Annotated in this window: 24 protein-coding genes and 5 tRNA genes; 7 read left to right on the forward strand and 22 right to left on the reverse strand. The window is 62.7% G+C overall.

Features of this window, described 5'->3' with window-relative positions; genetic code table 11:
* The first annotated feature begins 42 nt into the window (after nucleotides 1-42).
* The 3 genes from IMX18_RS21140 to IMX18_RS21150 all read left to right on the forward strand — a co-directional run bounded on the left by IMX18_RS21140 (nucleotide 43) and on the right by IMX18_RS21150 (nucleotide 2,359).
* Nucleotides 43-672 (forward strand): DUF1780 domain-containing protein, encoded by a 630-nt coding sequence (locus IMX18_RS21140; RefSeq protein WP_013970766.1) that lies wholly within the window; start codon nucleotides 43-45, stop codon nucleotides 670-672.
* Between the two features lie 133 nt (nucleotides 673-805).
* Nucleotides 806-979: a DUF3094 family protein gene (locus IMX18_RS21145; protein ID WP_013970765.1), complete on the forward strand. Its 174-nt coding sequence runs from the start codon at nucleotides 806-808 to the stop codon at nucleotides 977-979.
* An 84-nt stretch (nucleotides 980-1,063) separates the two neighbouring features.
* Nucleotides 1,064-2,359 carry an NAD(P)/FAD-dependent oxidoreductase gene (locus IMX18_RS21150; RefSeq protein ID WP_003260618.1) on the forward strand — a complete coding sequence of 432 codons (1,296 nt, stop codon included), beginning with the start codon at nucleotides 1,064-1,066 and terminating at the stop codon, nucleotides 2,357-2,359.
* Between the two features lie 176 nt (nucleotides 2,360-2,535).
* Here IMX18_RS21150 and IMX18_RS21155 read toward each other — a convergent pair.
* The 8 genes from IMX18_RS21155 to rluD all read right to left on the reverse strand — a co-directional run bounded on the left by IMX18_RS21155 (nucleotide 2,536) and on the right by rluD (nucleotide 7,916).
* Nucleotides 2,536-2,611 (reverse strand) — tRNA-Lys (locus tag IMX18_RS21155).
* Between the two features lie 5 nt (nucleotides 2,612-2,616).
* Nucleotides 2,617-2,693 (reverse strand) — tRNA-Pro (locus IMX18_RS21160).
* 47 nt (nucleotides 2,694-2,740) lie between these two features.
* Nucleotides 2,741-2,816: transfer RNA gene (locus tag IMX18_RS21165), tRNA-Lys, on the reverse strand.
* Nucleotides 2,817-2,822: 6 nt separating this feature from the next.
* Nucleotides 2,823-2,899 (reverse strand) — tRNA-Pro (locus IMX18_RS21170).
* Between the two features lie 4 nt (nucleotides 2,900-2,903).
* Nucleotides 2,904-2,979: transfer RNA gene (locus tag IMX18_RS21175), tRNA-Asn, on the reverse strand.
* Between the two features lie 432 nt (nucleotides 2,980-3,411).
* A complete protein-coding gene (gene clpB, locus IMX18_RS21180) occupies nucleotides 3,412-5,976 on the reverse strand; it encodes an ATP-dependent chaperone ClpB (RefSeq protein ID WP_015268858.1) in 2,565 nt (854 codons plus the stop codon).
* 240 nt (nucleotides 5,977-6,216) lie between these two features.
* The gene (gene pgeF, locus IMX18_RS21185; protein ID WP_100413058.1) at nucleotides 6,217-6,957 is read right to left on the reverse strand and encodes a peptidoglycan editing factor PgeF; all 741 of its coding nucleotides are present in this window, start codon (nucleotides 6,955-6,957) and stop codon (nucleotides 6,217-6,219) included.
* On the reverse strand, nucleotides 6,954-7,916 hold the full coding sequence (gene rluD, locus IMX18_RS21190; RefSeq protein ID WP_015268856.1) for a 23S rRNA pseudouridine(1911/1915/1917) synthase RluD: 963 nt from the start codon (nucleotides 7,914-7,916) through the stop codon (nucleotides 6,954-6,956). The genes pgeF and rluD overlap by 4 nt, the downstream gene beginning before the upstream one ends.
* Nucleotides 7,917-8,063: 147 nt before the next feature.
* Between rluD and IMX18_RS21195 the strand changes: the two genes are divergently transcribed.
* Nucleotides 8,064-9,083 carry an outer membrane protein assembly factor BamD gene (locus IMX18_RS21195; protein ID WP_015268855.1) on the forward strand — a complete coding sequence of 340 codons (1,020 nt, stop codon included), beginning with the start codon at nucleotides 8,064-8,066 and terminating at the stop codon, nucleotides 9,081-9,083.
* Nucleotides 9,084-9,177: 94 nt separating this feature from the next.
* Nucleotides 9,178-9,408, forward strand: a complete 231-nt coding sequence (locus tag IMX18_RS21200; protein WP_015268854.1) for a PP0621 family protein — start codon at nucleotides 9,178-9,180, stop codon at nucleotides 9,406-9,408.
* Nucleotides 9,409-9,495: 87 nt separating this feature from the next.
* On the opposite strand, the gene thiO is transcribed toward IMX18_RS21200, so the two are convergent.
* Genes thiO through IMX18_RS21225 form a run of 5 tightly spaced genes read right to left on the reverse strand, consistent with a single transcriptional unit; the run spans nucleotide 9,496 to nucleotide 12,323 of the window.
* Nucleotides 9,496-10,593: a glycine oxidase ThiO gene (gene thiO, locus IMX18_RS21205; protein ID WP_015268853.1), complete on the reverse strand. Its 1,098-nt coding sequence runs from the start codon at nucleotides 10,591-10,593 to the stop codon at nucleotides 9,496-9,498.
* Between the two features lie 54 nt (nucleotides 10,594-10,647).
* Entirely contained in the window at nucleotides 10,648-11,037 is a 390-nt protein-coding gene (locus IMX18_RS21210) for a type IV pilin protein (protein WP_013970758.1), read from the reverse strand.
* A 1-nt stretch (nucleotide 11,038) separates the two neighbouring features.
* Entirely contained in the window at nucleotides 11,039-11,503 is a 465-nt protein-coding gene (locus IMX18_RS21215) for a hypothetical protein (protein ID WP_039614945.1), read from the reverse strand.
* Nucleotides 11,500-12,144 (reverse strand): PilW family protein, encoded by a 645-nt coding sequence (locus tag IMX18_RS21220; RefSeq protein WP_217190740.1) that lies wholly within the window; start codon nucleotides 12,142-12,144, stop codon nucleotides 11,500-11,502. Before IMX18_RS21220 ends, IMX18_RS21215 begins: the two co-directional genes overlap by 4 nt.
* Nucleotides 12,141-12,323, reverse strand: coding sequence for a prepilin-type N-terminal cleavage/methylation domain-containing protein (locus IMX18_RS21225; protein ID WP_015268850.1), 183 nt, complete (start codon nucleotides 12,321-12,323; stop codon nucleotides 12,141-12,143). Before IMX18_RS21225 ends, IMX18_RS21220 begins: the two co-directional genes overlap by 4 nt.
* Before the next feature lie 109 nt (nucleotides 12,324-12,432).
* On the opposite strand from IMX18_RS21225, the gene IMX18_RS21230 reads away from it, so the two are divergent.
* Nucleotides 12,433-12,948, forward strand: a complete 516-nt coding sequence (locus tag IMX18_RS21230) for a GspH/FimT family pseudopilin (RefSeq protein ID WP_043935296.1) — start codon at nucleotides 12,433-12,435, stop codon at nucleotides 12,946-12,948.
* Nucleotides 12,949-13,082: 134 nt separating this feature from the next.
* Here the strand turns inward: IMX18_RS21230 and ispH are convergent, their stop codons facing one another.
* The 6 genes from ispH to murJ form a co-directional block, all read right to left on the reverse strand.
* Nucleotides 13,083-14,030, reverse strand: coding sequence for a 4-hydroxy-3-methylbut-2-enyl diphosphate reductase (gene ispH / locus IMX18_RS21235; RefSeq protein WP_013970753.1), 948 nt, complete (start codon nucleotides 14,028-14,030; stop codon nucleotides 13,083-13,085).
* Nucleotides 14,031-14,044: 14 nt separating this feature from the next.
* Nucleotides 14,045-14,482: an FKBP-type peptidyl-prolyl cis-trans isomerase gene (fkpB, locus tag IMX18_RS21240; RefSeq protein WP_003258215.1), complete on the reverse strand. Its 438-nt coding sequence runs from the start codon at nucleotides 14,480-14,482 to the stop codon at nucleotides 14,045-14,047.
* Nucleotides 14,475-14,990 carry a signal peptidase II gene (lspA, locus tag IMX18_RS21245; protein ID WP_003258216.1) on the reverse strand — a complete coding sequence of 172 codons (516 nt, stop codon included), beginning with the start codon at nucleotides 14,988-14,990 and terminating at the stop codon, nucleotides 14,475-14,477. The genes fkpB and lspA overlap by 8 nt, the downstream gene beginning before the upstream one ends.
* Nucleotides 14,983-17,814: an isoleucine--tRNA ligase gene (gene ileS / locus IMX18_RS21250; RefSeq protein WP_015268847.1), complete on the reverse strand. Its 2,832-nt coding sequence runs from the start codon at nucleotides 17,812-17,814 to the stop codon at nucleotides 14,983-14,985. Before ileS ends, lspA begins: the two co-directional genes overlap by 8 nt.
* A complete protein-coding gene (gene ribF, locus IMX18_RS21255) occupies nucleotides 17,811-18,761 on the reverse strand; it encodes a bifunctional riboflavin kinase/FAD synthetase (RefSeq protein ID WP_015268846.1) in 951 nt (316 codons plus the stop codon). Before ribF ends, ileS begins: the two co-directional genes overlap by 4 nt.
* Before the next feature lie 118 nt (nucleotides 18,762-18,879).
* Complete coding sequence (gene murJ, locus IMX18_RS21260; RefSeq protein ID WP_015268845.1) at nucleotides 18,880-20,418, reverse strand: murein biosynthesis integral membrane protein MurJ; 1,539 nt, start codon at nucleotides 20,416-20,418, stop codon at nucleotides 18,880-18,882.
* A gap of 250 nt (nucleotides 20,419-20,668) precedes the next feature.
* Here murJ and rpsT point away from each other — a divergent pair, with 250 nt between their 5' ends.
* Complete coding sequence (rpsT, locus tag IMX18_RS21265) at nucleotides 20,669-20,947, forward strand: 30S ribosomal protein S20 (RefSeq protein ID WP_003247625.1); 279 nt, start codon at nucleotides 20,669-20,671, stop codon at nucleotides 20,945-20,947.
* 248 nt (nucleotides 20,948-21,195) lie between these two features.
* On the opposite strand, the gene IMX18_RS21270 is transcribed toward rpsT, so the two are convergent.
* From IMX18_RS21270 to IMX18_RS21280, 3 genes are read right to left on the reverse strand one after another with little or no spacing between them, the layout of a single operon-like run.
* Nucleotides 21,196-23,496, reverse strand: coding sequence for a PqiB family protein (locus IMX18_RS21270; RefSeq protein ID WP_015268843.1), 2,301 nt, complete (start codon nucleotides 23,494-23,496; stop codon nucleotides 21,196-21,198).
* Nucleotides 23,489-24,112, reverse strand: a complete 624-nt coding sequence (locus tag IMX18_RS21275) for a paraquat-inducible protein A (RefSeq protein WP_015268842.1) — start codon at nucleotides 24,110-24,112, stop codon at nucleotides 23,489-23,491. Before IMX18_RS21275 ends, IMX18_RS21270 begins: the two co-directional genes overlap by 8 nt.
* Nucleotides 24,099-24,758, reverse strand: a complete 660-nt coding sequence (locus IMX18_RS21280; RefSeq protein ID WP_013970746.1) for a paraquat-inducible protein A — start codon at nucleotides 24,756-24,758, stop codon at nucleotides 24,099-24,101. Before IMX18_RS21280 ends, IMX18_RS21275 begins: the two co-directional genes overlap by 14 nt.
* Between the last annotated feature and the right edge of the window lie 250 nt (nucleotides 24,759-25,008).

Genomic DNA, 25,008 nt, shown 5'->3' on the forward strand with positions numbered 1-25,008 from the left:
ACAGCATCTTATCGTCATCGATTAACAGCTAAGCTTGTCTGCATGGATGACTCAGACTACCTGCGCCTGCTTACCATCCAGGCGGAACAAGCCAATGCCTTTCTCTCCAACGCCCGCAAGTGGGAGCGGGAGCGTTGGGTGTGCCAACGCCTGTTGCAGGGGCTGAACATCCCCTATCGCAGCGAGGACTTCACCCCGGCCGGGCAAGAACCGCCAGACGTGCTGTTCCGCGACGCGGCGTTCGAGGTGTTTTTCGTGCTCGACGAGGGCCGCCGGCTCAACGATGAATGGCGCGAAGAACTGCAGCGCCGGCGCAGTGCGTTTTCCCTGGCGCAACTGGTGCGCCGCGAAGCGCGCCCGCGGCGCATCAGTGCCACCGAGCTGCTGGGGCGGCTGGCGCCGACCTTGCGCAAGAAGGCGCACAACTACCGGGAACGCGGGCTGGAACTGAACGAGCTGGATATCATTGCCTTCGCCAGCCTCAAGCGCGAAGTGCTCGACCTCAACACCCATTTCCCGCCGCCCACCGAATACCTGCGCCAGGGCTGGCGCTCGCTGTCACTGGTCGGGCCGACATTTGCCCGGGTGCTGTTCGCCCACCCCGATGCGCCGGACTTCCTGCGCGGCAACCTGGGCCGCAGCATTGTGTTCGACGTGGGCATCAGTCTTTGATCCACTGCAGCGAGTGTTTGCGATGGCGTACACTCGGCGCCAGAGATAGAAAGCCTTATCATTTGTTTCAAGCGCTTGCGTGAACGCTGTAGCGTTTACGCAGTCCCAAACGTCTACCTGACGAGGCCCCACCATGACCAGCCGCCTGAATCCGGAAGATCAGCGTCGTGTCGATGAGTATCTGCGAGCCCCCCAGCACCAAGTCGAGCGCAGGCCCTTCCGGCCGTGGCTGCTCCTTGTGCTGGTGGTGGCCGTGACCATCGGGTTGGGTCTCATCAGCCGCCTGCTCAGTGGACTGGTGCTATGAGCTGCTTCGCGCTCGCCCTCCCCTCGTGCAGTTTGCGGCCGGCCCCCGGGGCCACGAATTCCGTAAACCTTATGAGATATCCCCATGACTCATCGCATCGTGATTGTCGGCGGCGGCGCCGGCGGCCTGGAACTGGCGACCCGCCTGGGTAAAAGCCTGGGTAAGCGCAAGCAGGCCGAGATCACCCTGGTCGACGCCAACCTCACGCACATCTGGAAGCCTCTGCTGCACGAAGTGGCCGCCGGCTCGCTGAACTCCTCGGAAGACGAACTGAACTACGTGGCCCAGGCCAAGTGGAACCACTTCAACTTCCAGCTGGGGCGCATGAGCGGCCTGGACCGTGAAGGCAAACAGATTCAACTGGCCGCCACCCTCGACGAAGAGGGCCGCGAGCTGTTGCCTGCGCGCACCCTGGGCTACGACACCCTGGTCATTGCCGTAGGTTCCAACACCAACGACTTCGGCACCTTGGGCGCGGCGCAGCACTGCCTGTTCCTCGACACCCGCAAGCAGGCCGAGCGTTTCCACCAGCAGTTGCTCAACCACTATCTGCGTGCCCATGCCGGTGACGTGGCGAGCGAGAAGATCAGCGTGGCCATCGTCGGCGCCGGTGCCACCGGTGTGGAACTGGCAGCCGAGCTGCATCACGCGGCCCACGAACTGGCGGCCTATGGCCTGGACCGCATCCAGCCCAAGGACATGCACATCACCATTATCGAGGCCGGCCCGCGCGTATTGCCGGCGCTGCCAGAGCGCATCAGCGTGCCGGTGCACAAGACTCTGGAAAAGCTCGGGGTGAAGGTGATGACCAACGCTGCGGTCAGTGAAGTGACCGAGGATGGCCTGAAAACCAAAGACGGTGAAGTGATCCAGGCCAGTTTGAAAGTGTGGGCGGCTGGTATCCGTGCGCCGGCGTTCCTCAAGGACATCGATGGCCTGGAAACCAACCGCATCAACCAGCTGGTGGTGCGCCCTACCCTGCAAACCACCCGCGATGACAACATCTTTGCCTTCGGTGACTGCGCCGCCTGCCCGCAACCGGGTAGCGACCGCAACGTGCCGCCACGTGCCCAGGCGGCGCACCAGCAGGCTTCGATGCTGGCGCAGAGTTTGAAGGCGCGGCTGGAGAACAAGGCGCTGCCGACCTATGAGTACAAGGACTACGGCTCGCTGGTGTCGCTGTCGCGCTTCTCGGCGGTGGGCAACCTGATGGGTAACCTGATGGGCAGCGTGAAGCTGGAGGGCTGGCTGGCGCGGATGTTCTACGTGTCGCTGTACCGGATGCACCAGATGGCGTTGTACGGGTTCTTCCGTACGGCGTTGATGATGCTGGGTAGCAAGATTGGCCGGGGTACCGAGCCTAGGTTGAAGTTGCACTGACACTGAAGATTGCTGGGGGCGCTTTGCGCCCCTTTCGCGACACAAGGCCGCTCCTACAAACGACCGCGCAATATCTGCTTGCTGTAGGAGCGGCCTTGTGTCGCGATGGCCTGCAACGCAGGCCCAAAATTCTGGCAAAAAAAAAGGGCATCTCATGCGAGATGCCCTTTTTTTCATGGTGGGTCGTGTAGGATTCGAACCTACGACCAATTGGTTAAAAGCCAACTGCTCTACCAACTGAGCTAACGACCCGGAAATGGTCGGGGTGAGGGGATTCGAACTCCTGACATCCTGCTCCCAAAGCAGGCGCGCTACCGGACTGCGCTACACCCCGTGATACTTAAAGAAAAAGGGCATCTCGCTTGAGATGCCCTTTTTACATGGTGGGTCGTGTAGGATTCGAACCTACGACCAATTGGTTAAAAGCCAACTGCTCTACCAACTGAGCTAACGACCCGGAAAATGGTCGGGGTGAGGGGATTCGAACTCCTGACATCCTGCTCCCAAAGCAGGCGCGCTACCGGACTGCGCTACACCCCGAGATTGGCTCCGCGACCTGGACTCGAACCAGGGACCCAATGATTAACAGTCATTTGCTCTACCGACTGAGCTATCGCGGAACTGAACTTCGGTACATCTTTACAGCTTCGAAGCTTGTGCTAGCTTCGGTCTCTTTGGCTATCCGCTTTCGCGTTGCAGCTGCTGAGGCCGGCTATTCTACATTCTTCGTTTTGCTTGTCAACCACTTTTTTTCATTCAACTTACTGATTTGTAAGTTGTTTTGCGGTCACCGATGTTGCTGGTGATTCGCTTAGTGCCTGACAACGCGGCGTATATTAGGGGCACCCGATTTTAGATGCAAGCAAAAATTTCAAAAATTTCAGCTAGTTATCCAGGAAGCCGGAAAGGCCCGGATTTGCTGGGGCTGTGACGGCCCCTTCGCGGGCATGCCCGCTCCCACAGGTACGGCACCGGTCCTCGGAATGTGTGAGAGGCCTGGGAGATACAGACAAAAAAAAGCCCCGCAGATGCGGGGCTCATGGTGAAACAGATCAGCCGAAGACGATTTCGTCGCCTTCCACCTTGGCGGTAATCGCCGTGCCCGGCATGAACTTGCCTGCCAGGATCAACTGCGCCAACGGGTTTTCGATCCAGCGCTGGATCGCCCGCTTCAGTGGCCGTGCGCCGTATACCGGGTCGTAACCCACGGCAATCAGCTTGTCCAATGCCTCCGGGCTCAGGCTCAGCGACAGTTCGCGCTCCAGCAGACGGCTGCGCAGGCGGCCCAGCTGGATTTCGGTAATGCCGGCAATCTGCTCGCGGCCCAGTGGCTCGAACACCACCACTTCGTCGATACGGTTGATGAATTCCGGACGGAAGTGCGAACCCACCGCATCCATCACCGCCGCACGCTGTGCCTCACGGTCACCCACCAGTTCCTGGATCTGCGCCGAGCCCAGGTTGGAGGTCATCACGATCACGGTGTTGCGGAAGTCCACGGTGCGCCCGTGGCTGTCGGTCAGGCGGCCGTCTTCCAGCACCTGCAGCAGCACGTTGAACACATCCGGGTGGGCCTTCTCCACCTCGTCCAGCAGCACCACCGAGTATGGCTTGCGCCGTACCGCCTCGGTCAGGTAACCGCCCTCTTCATACCCCACATAGCCTGGTGGGGCACCGATCAGGCGAGCCACGGAATGCTTCTCCATGAACTCGGACATGTCGATGCGCACCATTGCCTCTTCGGTGTCGAACAGGAACTCGGCCAGCGCCTTGCACAGCTCGGTCTTGCCCACCCCGGTCGGGCCGAGGAACAGGAACGAACCACTCGGCCGGTTCGGGTCGGACAGCCCGGCACGCGAACGGCGCACCGCGTTGGCCACGGCGGTTACCGCCTCGTTCTGGCCGATCACACGCTGGTGCAGCAGCTCTTCCATCTTCAGCAGCTTTTCACGCTCGCCTTCGAGCATCTTGGCCACCGGGATACCGGTCCACTTCGAGACCACTTCCGCAATTTCTTCCTCGGTGACCTTATTGCGCAGCAACTGGTTTTCGGTCTTGCCGTGCTGGTCGACCATCTGCAGGCTACGCTCCAAGTCCGGGATCACCCCGTACTGCAGCTCGGCCATGCGGCTCAGGTCGCCTTTGCGACGGGCGGTCTCCAGCTCCTGGCGGGCCTGCTCGATCTTTTGCTGGATCTGCGCCGAGCCCTGCACCTCAGCCTTCTCGGAGGCCCAGATTTCTTCCAGGTCGGCATATTCACGCTCCAACCGGTCGATTTCCTCGGTCAGCTTCTCCAGGCGCTTTTTCGCCGCTTCGTCTTCTTCCTTCTTCAGCGCCTGCGACTCCACCTTCAGCTGGATCAGGCGACGGTCGAGGCGGTCGAGCACTTCCGGCTTGGAGTCGATCTCCATGCGGATGCGGCTGGCCGCTTCGTCGATCAGGTCAATGGCCTTGTCCGGCAGCTGACGGTCAGTGATGTAGCGGTGGCTGAGCTTGGCCGCAGCAATGATGGCGCCGTCGGTGATGGCAACCTTGTGGTGCACTTCATAGCGCTCTTTCAGGCCCCGCAGGATGGCGATGGTGTCTTCCTCGCTCGGCTCCTCGACCAGCACCTTCTGGAAGCGGCGCTCCAGGGCAGCATCCTTTTCGATGAACTGGCGGTACTCGTTCAGCGTGGTGGCGCCAACGCAGTGCAGCTCGCCACGAGCCAGGGCCGGCTTGAGCATGTTGCCGGCGTCCATGGCGCCCTCACCCTTGCCGGCGCCGACCATGGTGTGCAGTTCGTCGATGAACAGGATGATCTGGCCTTCCTGCTTGGACAGCTCGTTCAGCAGGCCTTTGAGGCGTTCTTCGAACTCGCCGCGGTACTTGGCACCGGCAATCAGCGCGCCCATGTCCAGCGCCAGCAGGCGCTTGCCCTTGAGGCCGTCCGGCACTTCACCATTGATGATGCGCTGGGCCAGGCCTTCGGCGATGGCGGTTTTACCTACGCCAGGCTCACCGATCAGCACCGGGTTGTTCTTGGTACGGCGTTGCAGCACCTGTACGGTACGGCGAATTTCGTCGTCACGGCCAATCACCGGGTCCAGCTTGCCCTCTTCGGCACGCTTGGTCAGGTCGACGGTGTACTTGTCCAGCGCCTGGCGCGATTCCTCGGCGTTGGCGTCATTGACCGCCGCACCGCCGCGCAGGTTGTTGATGGCGTTTTCCAGGGCCTTCTTGCTCACGCCCTGGCTCAACAACAGCTTGCCGAGCTTGCTGTTCTCGTCCATGGCAGCCAGCAGCACAAGTTCGCTGGAAATGAACTGGTCGCCCTTCTGCTGGGCCAGGCGGTCGGCCTGGTTGAGCAGGCGCGCCAGGTCCTGCGACATGTTTACGTCGCCGGTGGGGTTCTGGATTTTCGGCAGCTGGTCGAGTTCTTTCACCAGTGCCTGGCGCAGGCTGTTGATGTCGAAGCCTACCTGCATCAGCAGCGGCTTGATCGAACCGCCCTGCTGCTCGAGCAGTGCCTGCAACAGGTGCACCGGCTCGATGGCAGGGTGATCCATGCCAACCGCCAGGGATTGGGCATCGGATATCGCAAGCTGCAGCTTGCTGGTCAAACGGTCTATTCGCATGGGGGTACCTTCCTTTTAAAGGGCAGGTCGGAGCGATGGACAGCGCCTGTTTGTGAAGAAACCTGCCTGAGATGACCTTATAGATAAGGCTGATTCTGGAAGATTCAAGCGTAGCGGGGTTGACCAGGATCAACCTGTTGGATTAGTGCTGGGCCATTCGCGGGCATGCCCGCTCCTACAGGGAATCCGCAATGTTTGAAACCTCTGGATCGGGCGTGCCCGCGAAAAGGCCGGTGCAGGCTAGCGCGGCTCCAGCCACACCAGGGAAGCAAAGCGCCCCCCCTGCGGGGTACGGCGATAGGAGAAGAACCGCTCGTCGCTGACCGTGCACAAGCCACCGCCATGAACAGCAGTCACCCCACGCGCCGCCAAACGAATACGCGCCAGCTCATAGATGTCGGCCATCAACTTGCCCGGCCGGGCACCATCGACAAAGGCCCGGGCCGCTTCCGGGTGCACCGCCGTAAAGGCATCACGCACTTCCAGCCCCACTTCGAACGCCTGTGGGCCAATCGCCGGCCCCAGCCACACCAGCACCTCTTCGGGTGGCAGTGCCAGGCGATCCAAGGTGGCCTCAAGCACACCACCGGCCAGCCCGCGCCAGCCAGCATGCGCCGCCGCCACACGGGTACCGGCCCGGTCGCAGAACAGCGCTGGCAGGCAATCGGCAGTCATCACGGTGCAGGCAATGCCAGGCTGGTCGGTCCAGCTGGCGTCGGCCTCGGCCACCACGGCCGGGTCGGCATTTGCCACTACTAGCCCATGCACCTGCTTGAGCCAGGCCGGCTGGATGGCGAATTCGTCGCTCAGGCGACGACGGTTTTCGGCCACCGCGGCAGGGTCGTCCCCAACATGGTCGCCAAGGTTGAAGGTTTCATAGGGCGGCAGGCTGATGCCGCCCTGGCGAGTGGTGACACAGGCGCGCACCGAGGCCGGGGCCGGCCAGTCGGGGAACAGCAGCGACTGAGTCAGGCCACTCATCCGATAAAGCTCTCGCGGTCCTGGTTCAGCAGCGACAGCAACCAGACGAAGTCATCCGGCAGCGGCGATTCCCATTCCATGCGCTCACCGGTGGTCGGGTGTACCAGCGCCAGGAAGCGTGCGTGCAGGGCCTGACGCGGGAAGGTCTTCACCGCCTCGACCATGGTCGGGCTGGCTGCCGGCGGAATGCGGAAGCGGCCGCCGTAGGTCTGGTCGCCGACCAGCGGGTAGCCGACATGAGCCATGTGCACGCGGATCTGGTGGGTACGGCCGGTTTCCAGCTTCACCCGCACATGGGTGTGCGAGCGGAAGCGCTTGAGCACACGGTAGTGGCTGATCGCAGGCTTGCCGCCGTCGGTGACTGCCATGCGCTGGCGCATGCCGCCGTGGCGGCCGATGGGCGCGTCGATCTTGCCACCGGCAGTCACCACACCAACCACGATGCATTCATAAATGCGGCTGACCGAGCGCTTTTGCAGCTGGTCGACCAGGTTGGTCTGCGCCTGCAGGGTCTTGGCCACCACCATCAGGCCGGTGGTGTCCTTGTCCAGGCGGTGCACGATGCCGGCGCGCGGCACGTTGATGATGTCGGGCACATGGTGCAGCAGCGCGTTCAGCAAGGTGCCGCTGGCATGCCCGGCAGCCGGGTGCACAACCAGGCCGGCAGGCTTGTTGATCACCAGGATCTGGTCGTCTTCATAGACGATGTCCAGCGCGATGTCCTCGGCCTCCCACTCGCCCTGGGCCTCTTGCTCGGCCTCCAGTGCCAGCACGGCGCCACCATGGACGGTGTCACGCGGGCGCAGGACCGCGCCATCGACCGTCAGGCGGCCTTCTTTGATCCAGGTAGTCAGCCGCGAGCGCGAATACTCGTCGAACAATTGGGCGGCGACCTGGTCGAGGCGTTGACCGCCCAGTTCGGACGGGACCTCTGCGCTAAGTTGAATGATCTCGGACATGCTCGATTCGGCGGGCGCACAGCCTTTGGTTTCGGCTGCGAGCTTGTGGTTAAATACGGCTTCTTTTGTCCCGGGGTTGGCCGGGGCGCTCATCATAACAGGACGGCACCGCCCAAGACAGCGGCCGTCAAAGGGACGCAAGCCGCCATGCAAGTGAAACACCTGCTGCTGATCGCCATCCTCGGGCTCACCGCGGCCTGTTCCTCCAATAAGGAAGTGATCGACGAGAACCTCAGCGAGGCCGAGCTGTATCAGCAGGCGCAAGCTGACCTGGACAACTCCAGCTACACCAGCGCCGTGAACAAGCTCAAGGCCCTGGAGTCGCGCTACCCGTTCGGCCGCTATGCCGACCAGGCGCAGCTCGAGCTGATCTACGCCAACTACAAGAACTCCGAGCCCGAGGCTGCCAAGTCGGCTGCCGAGCGCTTCATCCGCCTGCACCCGCAGCACCCGAACGTCGACTACGCCTACTACCTCAAGGGCCTGACCTCGTTCGACCAGGACCGTGGCCTGGTGGCGCGCTTCCTGCCGCTGGACATGACCAAGCGTGACCCGGGTGCTGCCCGCGACTCGTACAACGAATTCGCCCAGCTGACCAGCCGCTTCCCCAATAGCCGCTACGCCCCCGACGCCAAGCAGCGCATGATCTACCTGCGCAACCTGCTGGCGTCGTACGAAATCCATGTGGCCGACTACTACCTGAGCCGCCAGGCCTATGTAGCCGCTGCCAACCGTGGCCGCTACGTGGTAGAGAACTTCCAGGAAACCCCATCGGTCGGCGACGGCCTGGCGGTGATGGTCGAGGCGTACCAGAAGATGCACCTGGACGAACTGGCCGCCACCAGCCTGGAAACCCTCAAACTCAACTACCCGGACCACCCGAGCCTGGTAGATGGCGAGTTCCAGCCAAAGCAGACCGAGTCTGACGGCCGCGGCTGGCTGTCCAAAGCGACCCTGGGCCTGATCGAGACCGACACCCCGCTGCCGCCGGGTGAAACCCGCGCGAACCAGGACGTGGTCAAGCAGTTCCAGGACGCACGTGACGAGATGCCGCGTGAGCTGCTGCCAACCGACGAGAACGGTGATCCGATCGTGCCGGAAGGGCCGAAGGAAGCCGAGAAGGACCGTTCCTGGTTCAGCTACATGACCTTTGGTCTGTTCGACTGATACGTAGCGGTACATGAAAGGGAGGCCCTGGGCCTCCCTTTTTTATTGGCCGCGTCCTAGACTGTCGGCTTCTTCAACCGACAAGCTGGACACCATGGTTCGCCTACTTTTCTGGATCGCCCTGATCGCCGCCGCGTTCTGGCTGTGGCGCAAGTTCAAAGCCAGCCAACAGTCGCACCCCGAGGCGAAGCTGGATGCGCCGCTGAAGATGGTGCGCTGCGCCCATTGCGGCGTGCACCTGCCCAATGACCGGGCGCTGCAGCAGGGCAACGAGTGGTATTGCAGCCAGGCACACCTGCAGCAAGGGCCGGGGCAATCCCGTTAGAAACTGGGGCTGCCTTGCAGCCCTTTCGCGACACAAGGCCGCTCCCACAGGGAATACGCAGCCCCTGTAGGAGCGGCCCCGGCAATCTCAGCTCAACCGCCCGGCTGGCGCATACGGCGCCGGGTCAATGATCGGCTCTGCCCCGGTCAACAGGTCGGTAAACAGCTGGCACGAAGCCGGCGCCAGCACCAGCCCGTTGCGGTAATGCCCGCAGTTCAACCACAACCCCGCATGCCCCGGCACCGGTCCGATATACGGAATACCTTCCGGCGACCCCGGCCGCAGCCCGGCCCAGTGCGCCACCACCGTGGCCCCCTCGAGCTCAGGCAGCAACTCCACCGCCGAGGCCTTCAGGCTCTCCAACGCCTCCTCGGTCGGGGTCTTGTCGTACCCGGCATGCTCCAGCGTGCTACCCACCAGAATATGCCCGTCACGCCGCGGGATCGCATAGCGCCCCTTGGCCAGCACCATGCTCGGCAGAAAGTCTTCGGCACATTTGAACAAAATCATCTGGCCCTTCACCGGCTCCACCGGCAGTTCCAGGCCGAGCGTACGCAGCAGGTCGCCACTCCACGCGCCAGCACTGAGCACCACCTCATCCGCCGCCAGCACGTCGTCTGCCGTCTGCACCCCGGTCACGCGACCGCCTTGCTGGACAAAACCGGTAACCTGGCAGTGCTCACGCAAGGTCACGTTGGGCAACGCCAGCAACGCCGCCTTGAGCGACTTCACCAGGCGCGGGTTGCGCACGTTGGCCACGCCGGCCATGTAGATGGCACGCTTGAAGCCCGGGCCCAGCACCGGCACCGCGTCATAGGCCGCCGAAATATCCACGGCACTCAGCGGCCGCTGCTCACGCTCGGCCCAGGCCAGCGCTTCGGCCTCGTCGTCCAGGTCGAGCCAGTACAGGCCGGTGGTGTGCACTTCGGGGTCGACGCCGGTGCTGGCGAACAAACGCTCGCCCAGCTGTGGATAAAAGTCTTGCGACCAGTGTGCCAAGGCGGTCACGGCCGGGCTGTAGCGCCACGGGTACAGCGGCGAGACGATGCCACCGCCGGCCCAGGACGATTCGCGGCCGACTTCACCCTGATCACACACCACCACCTGCCCGACCTTCGCCGCCAGGTTGAATGCCGTCAGCAGGCCGATCACCCCGCCACCGACCACCACTACTTGCTTGCTCATCTGTCGATCCAACACCTGAAGTAAATCCGCGATGCACCGGGCATCATTCAATCTTCAGCTTCCCCAGCAGTGCACGCTGTCTTCGACGGCACCCGGATTGCGCTGCACGCCGGCCTGGTCGAGCTGGAAATCGCCACAGCGGTCCTGCGCCATCAGCCCGCTCGGCAGCCGCCGGGCGCGCAGCGTGAAGGTGTCGCTGTCGCGCTGGGCCTGCAGGCTGTAATAGCGGGTACCGTCGGGCAAGGCAGGGTCGCCCTCGGCGTATTGGCCAGTGCGTACGCGGTGGCGCTCCAGGCGCAGGGCGGCGTCATGCAGCAGGCCAACCACTTCGCTGCGCGCGGCTCGCCGTAGCTGGTCGCTGTAACTGGGGTAGGCAATGGCTGCCAGAATGCCGGTCACGGCCAGCACAATCAACAACTCGATCAGGCTCAAGCCTTGCTGCATGTCAGTCTCCTCGCAATCTCTGCCGCCAGGCAATGCGCCGGGTTGTGTCGCCGGCCATGGCGTAGACCGCTTCCAGCACATGCCGTGACTGGGTTTGCAGGCTGACGGCGGTGACGCGGTACAGGGTGACCTGCTGCCCTTCCGGCATATGCGCCGCGTGTTCGCTGGTACCCAGATTCTGCAAATGGAAATAGCCGGTTCGCGTGCGCTGCCACTGCCCGCTCAGGTCATGCGGTCGAGCGGGTGGCGGGCACGCCTCGCAAGGGTCGGGGGGAGCCCGCTCGAGCTCGCCTGCCCCTGCCAGCAGCGTGGCCTCGGCCTGCTCCAGCGCCAGCAGGCCTTCGCTCAGATAGCCGGTCATTCGCGTTTGCGCCAGCGCATCACGCAGGGCGGACGCCGCAAGCAGCCCAAGCAGCAGGCTCAGGACCAAGGCCAACAACAGGACTATGCCACGCTGACGATTCATGGGTTCGGCACCGGGTTGCGGATTGCGACGCTCAGTTCATGGTGCTGTTCAAGTTCGAGCGTGGGTTCGTAAAGCGTCAGGGCAATATCCACCCCCTCACCCTGTGCCATTTGCACACGCTGCAAACGCATTGACCGCACATTTTCAACCAGCGGCTGGAAGTTGCTTTTGTTGCGTTTGAATTTCAGCGTATTGCCCTGGAGTTGGTAGACATATTTGCTGATGGGGTAAACCTGTGGGTAGCCCTCCTTCAACTCATCGTCCACAGACACTTTGCTAGTACAGTCCGTGTGCAGGAACCACTGCGGGCCCCCGGCTTGCCCAGGTAACTCCGCAACGACCAGGCTAAGGGTGGATGCTTCGACTTCCATCGGCCGGGCGAATGCGTGCTCTGCGCTCGAACTGCCGAAGTGCTTTGGCCGCAGTCGCAGGCAGCCAAACATCCCGGTCATGCGGATATCCTGGGCCATTCGCAGCAATGCCAGGCGTGCCTCATCCTGCATGCGTACTGCCGTGCTTTGCAGCCGCCAGGTATGGTGGGCCGAGGCGAATAGCTGGCTGGCCGCCGCCAACAGCAGCAACCCGATGGTCAGCGCCAGCATCACCTCAAGCAAGCCGAAACCACACTGGCCCCGACTCATGGCCGCCCCCTTTCCTGCTCACTGTGCGCCGCCATTGCCGCCTTCCCATCGCGGCGCGCGTCCTCCGCAGCCTGCAATGCCTGCAGTTGCAGGCCTGCCGCTGCGAACATACCCACAGCCACCACTACCACCGCCAATAACACTTCCAGAAGCGTCATGCCCCGCTGTCTTGCGTGCATCCCTGCACCTCCTGCGACTTTTCCTGCAATTGCATTGAACCCGGGCGACTGGACCGCGGGTCCAACGACCGTGAAGCTACAGCCAAGCACTTCCAGGGAGGAATGCACGGTGAAGCAACGAGGTGTAACACTGATTCAAATGTTGTCGGCCCTGGCGGTGGCCGTGTTGCTGACACAGCTCGGCATGCCGGCCTACGCCAGATTGAGCGACGACCTACACAGGGCGGCAGCTGCGCGTGACTTGGCGCAGGCGCTGCGCAGTGCGCGCAGCCATGCCATGTTGCAAAGCCAGCCGGTGCTGGTGCAGGCGTTGGACGGTAACTGGGGGAATGGTTGGCAGGTGATGCTGGAGCATAACGGGCAGGTGCTGCGCGAGCAGCGTCTTTCACGGCCGCTGAAGATCACGAGCAATCGCGGTGAGCAGCTGAAATTCAGTGCGCAGGGTGTTCCGCTTGGGGCCAACGGTAATTGGTTAGGTTCAACGATGGAGATTTGCGAGCGCTTGACCGCAACTAGCCAGTATCAAGTGGTGATGGCATCGACTGGCAGGGTCAACGTACAGATGGGAGAGCCAAAAAAATCCCGATGCAAAGACACCACTAGCAGATCAGCGCGGTCAATGTAGGAGCGGCCTTGTGTCGCGAAAGGGCCGCAAAGCGGCCCCGGCAATATCAGCTCTAACGCTGAAATCCTGGGGCTGCTTTGCAGCCCGTTCGCGACACAAGGCCGCTCCTACAGGGGGGATTGCGCAAACTGCGGTCAGATCAGCGACCGAACCCGCAACTCCTTGGGCATGGAGAAGGTGATGTTCTCTTCCCGCCCATCCAGCTCTTCAGCACCGGTGGCGCCCCAGGCCTTGAGCTGCTCGATCACGCCACGCACCAGCACTTCGGGAGCCGAAGCGCCAGCGGTAATGCCGACCCGCGCCGTCTGGTCGAACCAGCCACGCTGCAGGTCCTCGGCACCGTCGATCAGGTAGGCCGGGGTGCCCATGCGCTCGGCCAGCTCGCGCAGGCGGTTGGAGTTGGAGCTGTTCGGGCTGCCGACCACCAGTACTACGTCGCACTCGTCCGCCAGTTGCTTGACCGCGTCCTGGCGGTTCTGGGTGGCGTAGCAGATGTCGTCCTTGCGCGGGCCGCCAATGTTCGGGAAGCGGGCACGCAGGGCGTCGATCACGCGGCTGGTGTCGTCCATCGACAGCGTGGTCTGGGTGACGAACGCCAGGTGGTCCGGGTCCTTCACCTGCAGGTTGGCAACATCCTCCTCGTCTTCGACGAGGTAGATGGCGCCACCGTTGCTGGCGTCGTACTGGCCCATGGTGCCTTCGACCTCCGGATGCCCTTCGTGGCCGATGAGAATGCACTCACGGCCGTCGCGGCTGTACTTGGCCACTTCGATGTGCACCTTGGTCACCAGCGGGCAGGTGGCATCGAACACTTTCAGGCCACGGCCAGCAGCTTCCTGGCGCACGGCCTGGGAAACACCGTGGGCACTGAAGATGACGATGACGTCGTCCGGTACCTGGTCCAGCTCTTCGACGAAGATGGCGCCACGGTTGCGCAGGTCTTCCACCACGAACTTGTTGTGCACCACTTCGTGACGCACATAGATCGGCGGGCCGAAGACTTCCAGCGCGCGGTTGACGATCTCGATCGCCCGGTCGACCCCCGCGCAGAAGCCGCGAGGGTTGGCGAGTTTGATTTGCATGCTCGGCTCCAGGCTTACAGGGCCTTCACCTCGAGGATCTCCACCTCGAAGGTCAGGGTCTTGCCAGCCAATGGGTGATTGAAGTCGATGGTCACCTGGTCGTCATCGAACGCTTTGACCACACCCGGCAGCTCGGTGTTGGCGGCGTCGTTGAAGATGATCAACAGCCCTTCGGACAACTCCATGCCCTCGAACTGGGACCGCGGCATGACTTGCACGTTCTGCGGGTTTGGCTGGCCGAATGCGTTCTCCGGGGCCACCACGACGGTACGCTTGTCGCCGCCCTTGAAGCCGAACAGGGCGTTCTCGAACCCTGGCAGCAGGTTGCCATCGCCAACCTTGAAGGTGGCCGGGGCCTTGTCGAACGTGCTGTCGACGGTGTCGCCGTTTTCCAGGTGCAGCGCGAAGTGCAGGGTGACTTCGGTGTTCTGGCCGATACGGGTGTCAGTCATGGACCGGATCCTCGGACTTCTTGCTCTTGAACATATCCAGCGCCAGCATCACCGCACCAACGGTGATGGCGCTGTCGGCCAGGTTGAAGGCCGGGAAGTAATGGCGGTTCTGCCAGTGCACCAGGATGAAGTCGACCACATGGCCGAGCACGACGCGGTCGTACAGGTTGCCGATCGCGCCACCCAGCACCAGCGCCAGCGCCACGGCCAGCCAGGTCTCGTTGCGCCCCAGGCGCTTGAGCCACACTACCAGCACGGCACTGACCACCACGGCGATCAGGGCAAACAGCCAGCGCTGCCAGCCGGAGCTTTCAGCCAGGAAGCTGAACGCCGCGCCGGTGTTGTAGGCCAGGGTCCAGCTGAAGTAGTCAGGGATGACGACAACCTGCTGGTACATGGTCAGGGCATTGTTGAAATACAGCTTGGTGGCCTGGTCGAGGACCAGTACCACCAGGCTCAGCCAAAGCCATGCAAGGCGCCCGAAGCGCCCCGCTACAGGGTTAGGCATAGTGGCGCACCTCGCCGGAACCGCTCAGGTTGTCGACGCAACGGCCGCAGATTTCCGGGTGCTCCGGGTGGCTGCCGACGTCGGCGCGGAAGTGCCAGCAACGGCCGCACTTGGTGTGGCCGGACTTGACCACTTGCAGCTTGAGGCCTTCGACTTCGGTGGCCACCGCTTCGGCCGGCGCTTGCGCGAATGGCACCACGCTGGCAGCCGAGGTGATCAGCACGAAGCGCAGTTCGTCGCCCAGCTTGCCCAGGTCGGCGCTCAGGCCTTCGTCGGCGTACAGGGTGACTTCGGCCTGCAGGTTGCCGCCGATGACCTTGGCGGTACGCTGGTTTTCCAGCTCCTTGTTGACCGATGCCTTGACGGCCATCACGCGGTCCCAGTAGGCGCGGTCCAGTTCGGTACCTTCCGGCAGCTCGCTCAGGCCTTCGTACCAGCCGTTGAGCATTACCGACTCGTTGCGCTCGCCTGGCAGGTACTGCCAGATTTCGTCGGCGGTAAACGCCAGGATCGGCGCGATCCAGCGCACCAGCGCCTCGCTGATGTGGTAGAGCGCGGTCTGGCAGGAGCGGCGAGCGACACTGTTGGCGCCGGTGGTGTACTGGCGGTCCTTGATGATGTCGAGGTAGAAGCCGCCCAGTTCCTGCACGCAGAAGTTGTGCACCTTGGAGTAGACGTTCCAGAAACGGTACTCGCTGTAGTGCTCTTCCAGCTCGCGTTGCAGCAGCAGGGTGCGGTCAACCGCCCAGCGGTCCAGCGCCAGCATGTCTTCCGGGGCCAGCAGGTCGCGGGCCGGGTCGAAGCCGGACAGGTTGGAGAGCAGGAAGCGTGCAGTGTTGCGGATACGGCGGTAGGCGTCGGCGCTGCGCTGCAGGATCTGCTCGGAAACGGCCATTTCACCGGAATAGTCGGTAGCGGCAACCCACAGGCGCAGGATATCGGCACCCAGGGTGTTGTTGACCTTCTCCGGCTCGATGGTGTTGCCCAGCGACTTGGACATCTTGCGGCCGTTCTCGTCCACGGTGAAGCCGTGGGTCAGCAGCTCGCGGTACGGCGCGTGGCCGTCGATGGCGCAACCGGTCAGCAAGGACGAGTGGAACCAGCCGCGGTGCTGGTCGGAACCTTCCAGGTACAGGTCGGCACGCGGGCCGGTGGCGTGGCCGATGTCATGCGAGCCACGCAGCACGTGCCAGTGGGTGGTACCCGAGTCGAACCACACGTCGAGGGTGTCGGTGATCTTGTCGTACTGCTCGGCTTCAGCGCCCAGCAGTTCGGCGGCGTCCAGCTTGAACCAGGCCTCGATGCCTTCCTGTTCGACGCGCTTGGCCACTGCTTCCATCAGCTCGACGGTGCGTGGGTGCAGCTCGCCGGTCTGCTTGTGCAGGAAGAACGGGATCGGTACACCCCAGTTGCGCTGTCGGGAGATGCACCAGTCCGGGCGGTTGGCGATCATCGAATGCAGGCGCGCCTGGCCCCAGGCCGGGACGAACTTGGTGTCTTCGATGGCTTTAAGTGCGCGCTCACGCAGCGGCTCGCCGGTGGTCGGCTGCTTGTCCATACCCACGAACCACTGCGCGGTGGCGCGGTAGATCAGCGGGGTCTTGTGGCGCCAGCAGTGCATGTAGCTGTGGCTGATGGTTTCGGTGTGCATCAGCGCGCCGACTTCGCTCAGCTTCTCGACGATGGCCGGGTTGGCCTTCCAGATGAACTGGCCGCCGAAGAATGGCAGCGAGTCCACATACACGCCGTTGCTCTGCACCGGGGTGAGGATGTCGTCGTTGACCATGCCGTAGCGCTTGCAGGTGACGAAGTCGTCTTCACCGTAGGCTGGCGAGGAGTGCACCACGCCGGTACCGGCGCCCAGCTCGACGTAGTCAGCCAGGTAGATTGGCGACAGGCGGTCATAGAACGGGTGGCGGAAGTTGATCAGTTCCAGTGCCGAACCCTGGGCGGTGGCGATGACCGAGCCTTCCAGGCTGTAGCGCTTGAGGCACGACTCGACCAGCTCTTCGGCCAGAACCAGCAGACGCTCGCCGGTGTCGACCAGGGCGTACTTGAACTCCGGGTGGATGTTCAGCGCCTGGTTGGCCGGGATAGTCCACGGGGTGGTGGTCCAGATCACGATGGCAGCCGGCTTGGCCAGCGAAGCCAGACCGAAGGCAGTAGCCAGCTTGGCGTCATCGGCTACCGGGAAGGCAACGTCGATGGTCTGCGATTTCTTGTCGGCGTACTCGACTTCGGCCTCGGCCAGGGCCGAACCGCAATCGAAGCACCAGTTCACAGGCTTCAGGCCCTTGAACACGAAGCCTTGCTTGACCATCTCGGCCAGGGCGCGGATTTCGCCGGCCTCGTTGGCAAAGTTCATGGTCTTGTACGGGTTGTCCCAGTCACCCAGCACGCCCAGGCGGATGAACTCGGTCTTCTGCCCCTCGATCTGCTCGGCGGCGTACTCGCGGCACAGCTCGCGAGTGCGGTCGGCGGACAGGTGCTTGCCGTGGGTGACCTCGACCTTGTGCTCGATCGGCAGGCCATGGCAGTCCCAGCCCGGCACATACGGCGCATCGAAGCCGGCCAGGGTCTTGGAACGGACGATCATGTCCTTGAGGATCTTGTTCAGCGCATGACCGATATGAATCTTGCCGTTGGCATAGGGCGGGCCGTCGTGCAGGACGAACTTGGGACGATCCTTGCCAATTTCGCGCAGCTTCTGGTACAGGCCAATGCTGTCCCAGCGCTGCAGGATCTGCGGTTCGCGCTGAGGCAGGCCGGCCTTCATGGGGAAGGCGGTGTCCGGAAGGTTAAGCGTGGCTTTGTAGTCGGTCATTTCAGGCTCTTCGTTAGCGGTTGAGCGTGCCAATGTGCACGTGCGGCGGCGATATCCGCATCGATCGCCGACTTCAGCGCCTCCAGGGAGGCGAATCGCTGCTCTTCACGCAGCTTGTGGTGGAACTCCACCGTCAGGCGCCGGCCGTAAAGGTCGCCGGCATAGTCCAGCAGATGAATCTCCAGGTGCGGGCGCCCGTCACCGGCAACGGTGGGGCGCACGCCGATATTGCCGACACCCGGCCAGGCCTTGCCGTCGATTTCGATGCTGGCCAGGTAGACCCCGGACAGCGGCACGCGGCGGCGCTTGAGCTGGATGTTGGCGGTAGGTGTGCCGAGCTGGCGGGCCAGCTTCTGGCCATGCAGCACGCGGCCGCTGATGCGGTATGGGCGGCCCAGCAGGTGCTCGGCCAGCTCGAAGTTGCCTTCGGACAGGGCCTTGCGCACTTCGGTGCTGCTGACCCGCAGGCCGTCCTGGATCACCGTGTTGGCAGCCTCGACGGTGAAGCCGTACTGCTTGCCGGCCTCGACCAGGAAGGCGAAGTCGCCGGCGCGGTCGCAGCCGAAGCGGAAGTCATCGCCCACTTCGAGGTGGCGTACACCCAGGCCGTCGACCAGGATGGCCTTGACGAAGGCATCGGCGCCGAGATTGCTCAGGCGCTGGTTGAATGCCAGGCACAGCACCCGGTCGATACCCTCGGCCGCCAGCAGCTCGATCTTGTCGCGCAGCCGGGCCAGGCGGGCCGGCGCGGTGTCGGGGGCGAAGTACTCGCGTGGTTGCGGTTCGAAGATGACCACGCAGGTCGGCAGGCCCAAGGCCTGGCCGCGCTCGCGCAGGCGCGCCAGGATAGCCTGGTGGCCGCGGTGAACCCCGTCGAAGTTGCCAATGGTGGCGACACAGCCCCGGTGCTCGGGGCGCAGGTTGTGAAGACCTCGAACCAGCTGCATAACGCGCTTCTTGCTCATAAAGTGGCCGATTATAACCACACCCGGGCGCCGGTGACAGGCAGCAGCGCCCAAGGGCGGCGTGGAATGCGAAAAACCGACGCCTGACCCGCCCGATGCCTCAGTGCAAGGCCTTGCGGGCGAAATGCCGAGGCCGGAAGCCGCACAGGTACAGGCAGCCGAAATAGGTCACGACGCCCGCCAGTACCAGAGCCCCCAGGCGCACCAGGCGCTCGAGCATGTTGCCCTGTTCCCAGGCTGGCAGATAATGCATGCCGGCCAGCAACACCGCCGACATCAGCCCCACCGCCAGCAACAGCTTGAGCAGGAATATCGCCCAGCCTGGTTGCGGCTGAAACAGCTGCTGACTGCGCAGTTTCCAGAACAGCAGGCCGGCGTTCAGGCAGGCCCCCAGGCTGATCGCCAGGGCCAGGCCGGCATGCGCGAGCGGCCCGATCAGGGCCAGGTTGAACAGTTGGGTGCAGACCAGGGTGAATACCGCGATCTTCACCGGTGTACGGATATTCTGCTGCGCATAGAAGCCCGGTGCCAGTACCTTGACCAGAATGATCGCCAGCAAGCCCACCGAATAGGCGATCAGCGCCTTCTGGGTCATGGCTGCGTCGACGGCAGTGAACTTGCCGTACTGGAACAGCGCCACGGTCAAAGGCTCGGCGAGGATGGCCAGGGCCAGGGTGCAGGGCAGCACCAGCAGGAAACACAGGCGCAGGCCCCAGTCGAGGATCCGTGAGTACTCCTCGCGGTCCTTGTTGGCGTAGGTCTTGGCCAGGGTCGGCAGCAGTATGGTGCCCAGGGCCACGCCCAGTACACCGGAAGGCAGCTCCATGAGGCGGTCGGCGTAGTACATCCACGACACCGAGCCGGCTACCAGGAAGGAGGCGAAGATGGTGTTGATGATCAGCGAGATCTGACTCACCGACACCCCGAGGATCGCTGGCAGCATCTGCTTGAGCACCCGCCACACGCCGGCATCACGCAGGTTCAGGCGTGGCAGCACGAGCATGCCGATCTTCTTCAGCGCTGGCAGCTGGTACAGCAACTGTGCCAGGCCACCGGCCAGCACGCCCCATGCCAGGGCCATGATGGGCGGGTCGAAATACGGCGTGAGCAGCACGGCGAAGGCAATCATCGCCACATTCAGCAAGGTCGGGGTAAAGGCCGGCACCGAGAAACGGTTCCAGGTATTGAGGATTGCCCCGGCCAGGGAGGACAGCGAGATCAGCAATATATAAGGAAAAGTCACCCGCAACAGGGCGGTGGTCAGTTCGTACTTTTCGGCACTGTCGACAAAGCCTGGGGCGGTCGCCCACACCACCCATGGCGCCGCCAGGATGCCGATGGCGGTCACCAGCGCCAGAACCAAGGTCAGCAGGCCACTGACATAGGCGACGAAGGTGCGGGTCGCCTCCTCGCCTTGCTGGGTCTTGTATTCGGCCAGGATCGGCACGAAGGCCTGAGAAAACGCGCCCTCGGCGAAGATGCGCCGCAGCAGGTTGGGCAGCTTGAAGGCGATGAAGAAAGCATCGGTGGCGATGCCGGCGCCGAAAACACGCGCCAGGATGGTGTCGCGGACAAAGCCTAGCACCCGGGAAATCATGGTGATCGAGCTTACCGCAGCCAGGGATTTGAGCAGGTTCATCGAAAAGATTCACGCCAAGGGCAGAGGACGCTGCCAGACAGCGTCCGAATGTGCGATACTCCCGCGCCTTCGCAGGGGAGCCAAAAATTCCCGAGTTTACAGGTCGCGCAGCAGAAAGGAATATTTCCCTCTTGTTGGCGCACCGCTCGGCGGAACCTTGCAGGTGGCCTTGACATCCGTTCGACTGATCGGCATGATTCGCGGCCTATTTTGTTTGCTATTTACCTAAAGTCTTTCGAGGAGCTCGACGGTGGCCAACACACCTTCCGCCAAGAAACGTGCAAAACAGGCTGAGAAGCGTCGCAGCCACAACGCCAGCCTGCGTTCCATGGTCCGTACCTACATCAAGAATGTAGTTAAAGCCATCGACGCAAAAGACGCCGAAAAAGCGCAAGCCGCTTACGTTCTGGCTGTGCCTGTAATCGACCGTATGGCCGACAAGGGCATCATCCACAAGAACAAGGCTGCTCGTCACAAAGGCCGTCTGAATGGCCACATCAAGGCGCTGAAAGAAGCTGCAGCTGCCTAAGCGACGCGCTAGTCGAAAAACCGACCCTAGGGTCGGTTTTTTGTTGCCTGCGATTTGTGCAAGCATCCCGCCCAGTTGATTACGATCGGCTTTTTGTAGGAGCAGCCTTGTGCTGCGAATGGGCTGCATAGCAGCCCCAGGCTTCAGCTGGCAGCGGACATTGTCGGGGCTGCTACGCAGCCCATTCGCAGCACAAGGCTGCTCCTACGGAAAAGCGCAAGGCTGCACTTGGCAGCCCTGCCTCCACATCACTTGGCAATCTGAATCTTCGGCGCCCACTGCAGCCATTCATCCTCGGCCTTGTCGAACAAGGCGAACGTCTGCTGCGGCCGTGCCGGGTTGCCCATCTGCTCGCCATCCGGCGTGGCGAAGGCGATACCGCCGTCGATCATGGTCTCCACCGACTCGGTACGCACCGTAACCCCCTTGACCAGCCCCCAGTCGAAACCGAAGCCGCTGCTGTTCCAGAAGCGGCTGCCGCTGCGCACCAGGGCCGCATAGCGCGGTTCGATCAGGATATGGATCAACACGCGGTCAGCGCTCTGGCCCAGCTCGAAGCCCGTCACCTTGCCCACCGCAACCTCACGGTAGGTCACCGGCACGCCCGGCTTGATCGAGCCACGGCGCGGAGCGCTCAGCGTCAACGGCAGCCCGACTTCAGGCCCTGCCACCTGCGGGGCGTCGGCCAAGGCGATGAAATCGCGCTGCGGGCCACGGTCCTTGGCAGCCGGCTGCACTTCCAGGTACTGCCCACCCACCAGAGTGTCGAGGTTCTGCGTGCGCACCAGGCCAAAGGCTGGCTTGACCACCCAGAACTGCGTACCGACGCGGGCGATACGGTCCGCCGCTTCGGTAATGCGCGCCCGCAGCAGCACCGCCTGCAGGTCATCGGTCAGGTCGACGCTCTCGATGCTGCCCACATCCAGGCCACGGAAGCGGATCGCCGTGCCTGGCTTGAGGCCGTCAGCACGGTCCACACGAATGGTGATCAACGTTCCTGCGCGGTTGACCGCCTCCTGGCTGTCATGCAGGCGGAAGCGTGGGATGTGGCGTTTGAGCGGCACATCGGGCCGTGGCGTGTCGAACGCGATACCACCGGCCATCAGGGTTTGCAGTGATTCACTCTTGATCTTGATGCCCGACAGGCCGCCCGTCAGGGTGATGCCACTGACATTCCAGAAGCGCGACGAACCGTTGACCAGCTTTTCGTATTCCTTCTCGATATGCACACCGATCAGGATGCGGTTGCTGTTGCGGGCGAACTGGTAGCTCTGCACGCTACCCACCTTCACCTGGCGGTACATGACCGGGCTACCGACTTCCAGCGAACCCAGGGTGTCGGCGAACAGCACCATGTGCAGGCCTGGTGCCTTGAGGTCGAGCGGAGGCGCCTTGGCGCGGGCTTCGAACTCGCGCTCGGGCCGCGCGCCCTTTTCACCAGGGCGAATGGCAATGTAGTTACCCTTTACCAGCGCCTCCAGGCCGGTGATACCCGCCAGAGAAATCGACGGCTTTACCACCCAGAACTGCGTGCCCTCGACCAGGTAATCCTCGGCCAACGGGTCCAGCGTAAGCTCGGCCGAGGCACTGGCCAGGTTGTCTGCCATTGTCAGGGCTTTCAGCGAGCCTACCTGGATGCCCTTGTACATGACCGGTGTACGGCCCGCCTGCAGGCCCTCGTAATCGCTCAATTTCACCTTCACCCGGATACCGGCCTGGGCCGCATCAAAGTCCTCATACAGACGGAACGGCAGGTTCGAGTCGGTGGGTGGACTGTCCTTGCGGTGTTCCGGCGTGGCAAAGGCGATACCACCGGCGACAATGCTCGACAGCGATTCACTACGCACTTTCACGCCCGACAGCGAGGCATCGATGCTGACGCCGCTGGCATTCCAGAAACGCGTGTGCTTGCGCACCAGGCTGGCATAGGCCGGCTCGATGAAGACCTTTATCTCGACAGTGCTCTGGTCCTCGGACAGGCGGTAGCTTTTTACCCGGCCAACCTGGATCTGCTTGTAGAACACCGGGCTGTCACGGTTGAGCGACCCAAGCCGCTCAGCCTTGAGGGTAAGGTGCAGGCCCGGCTCGGTGTCCGACAGCGGCGGCGCAACCTTCAAGGCAGTAAAACGTTTGGTGCGCTCCCCCTCCCCTGGGCTGACGGCGATGTAGTTGCCTGACACCAGAGTTTCCAGGCCGGAAATACCCGCCAGGCTGACGCTCGGCTTCACCAGCCAGAAACGCGTGCCTTTGGTCAGATGCGGCTCGGCAGCCTTGTTCATCTCGATGGTGGCGATCACCCCCTGGTTCTCACCCTTGGCGTCGAGCACCAGGCTCTTGACCTTGCCAACCGGCATGCCCTTGTAGATCACCTCGGTCTTGTTGGCGACGATACCCTCACCCGACTCGAAGCGGACTTCAATTTCCACACCGGCATCACGGTAAGCCTGCCACGCAAGCCAGCCACCGATCATCAAGGCGATCAAAGGCAGGATCCATATGGCCGACCAGTTCGAGGCTGGGCGGGTTTTAGCCGTTGGCAGGTCACTCATGGTCGTCATCCGACTCCGTGTTATCCCAAATCAGTCGGGGATCGAAAGTTAAAGCGGCAAGCATTGTCAGGATCACCACAGTTGCAAAGGCGACAGCGCCCAGGTTGGCTTCGACACTGGCTATTCGGCCGAAATTCACCACCGCCACCAGGATGGCGATGACAAAGATATCGAGCATGGACCAGCGCCCAATGAATTCGATGAAGCGGTACATCAATATCCGTTGCCGTGCCGAAAGCGGCTGACGACGCTGAACGGAGTACAACAGCAAGCCGATGCCCACCAGTTTGAACGTGGGCACCAGGATACTGGCAATGAACACCACGGCAGCAATGGGCACCATGCCATGCTTGAGCAAGGTGATGACACCGGACATGATCGTGTCGGGGCTGCCTTGGCCCAGGGTGCTCACGGTCATGATCGGCAGCATGTTGGCCGGGATGTACAGGATCGACGCGGCAATCAGCAGCGCCCAGGTACGCGCGATGCTGTTCGGCCGACGGGCATGCACGATGGCACCGCAGCGTGTACAGGTTTGTGAAGTGCTGTCTGGCTGTTGCCGGTTCAGCTCGTGACATTCATTGCAGACAAGAATGCCTGCATCAATCGCCCGCATGCAGGTCCTCCCCTGATAGCGCACTCCAGATCTGGTGCGGTGACATCACCACCTCGAGCCACACCTGGATCAATAACAGGCTGATGAAGCAGAACAGCCCCAGGCCTACCGTCAGCTCGGCCAGGTCCACCAGCTTGACGATGGCTACCAGCACGCCCATGAAATAGACCTCGAGCATGCCCCAGTCACGCAAGTGGTGATAGATGCGGTAGAACAGCAGGCCGAAACTACGCCCCACGTTCAGACGGATACTCAAGAGCACAACCAGCTGACAGAGCAGTTTTGCCAAAGGGATGGCCATACTGCACAGGAAAACCACGACGGCCACACCGCGCATTTCCGAGTTGTACAGGCCCAGCACGCCGCTCCAGACGGTATCGTCCGATGTCTGGCCAAGCAGGTGCAGCTGCATGATCGGCAGGAAATTGGCAGGCACAAACAGCAGCAAGGCGGTGAGCACCAGGGCCAGGCTGCGGTTGACCACATTGTGCCGATGGGCGTACAGCTCATAGCCGCAGCGCGGGCATTGGGCTTTCTCATCATGCTGGAGCACGGGCTTGCGCAGCAGCAGGTCACATTCATGACAGGCGACAAGCTCGTCCAACGGCAACTGGGCCAGGGTTTCAGGTTCGACAGGATTGGGCATATAGCGCTTCTGAATAGGTGCGTGGGCCTATTCTAGTGTTCTGGCTCGAATTGTGGGAGGCGACGATCGAACGGAGACCAGTGCGGGCGAGTCGAGGCGTCGAACCGCCGCGAACACCGGCGAAGCCGGTGCCATACACCGGGTCGTCTGCTTCGCGGGTGAACCCGCTCCCACAGGGACTGCGTATGCCCGGGAATTTTTGCGCCACAAAGACAAAACCCCTACCTGCATGTGCAGATAGGGGTTTTGC

This window comes from Pseudomonas shirazica, assembly GCF_015168335.1.
Classification (GTDB): Bacteria; Pseudomonadota; Gammaproteobacteria; order Pseudomonadales; family Pseudomonadaceae; genus Aquipseudomonas; species Aquipseudomonas asiatica.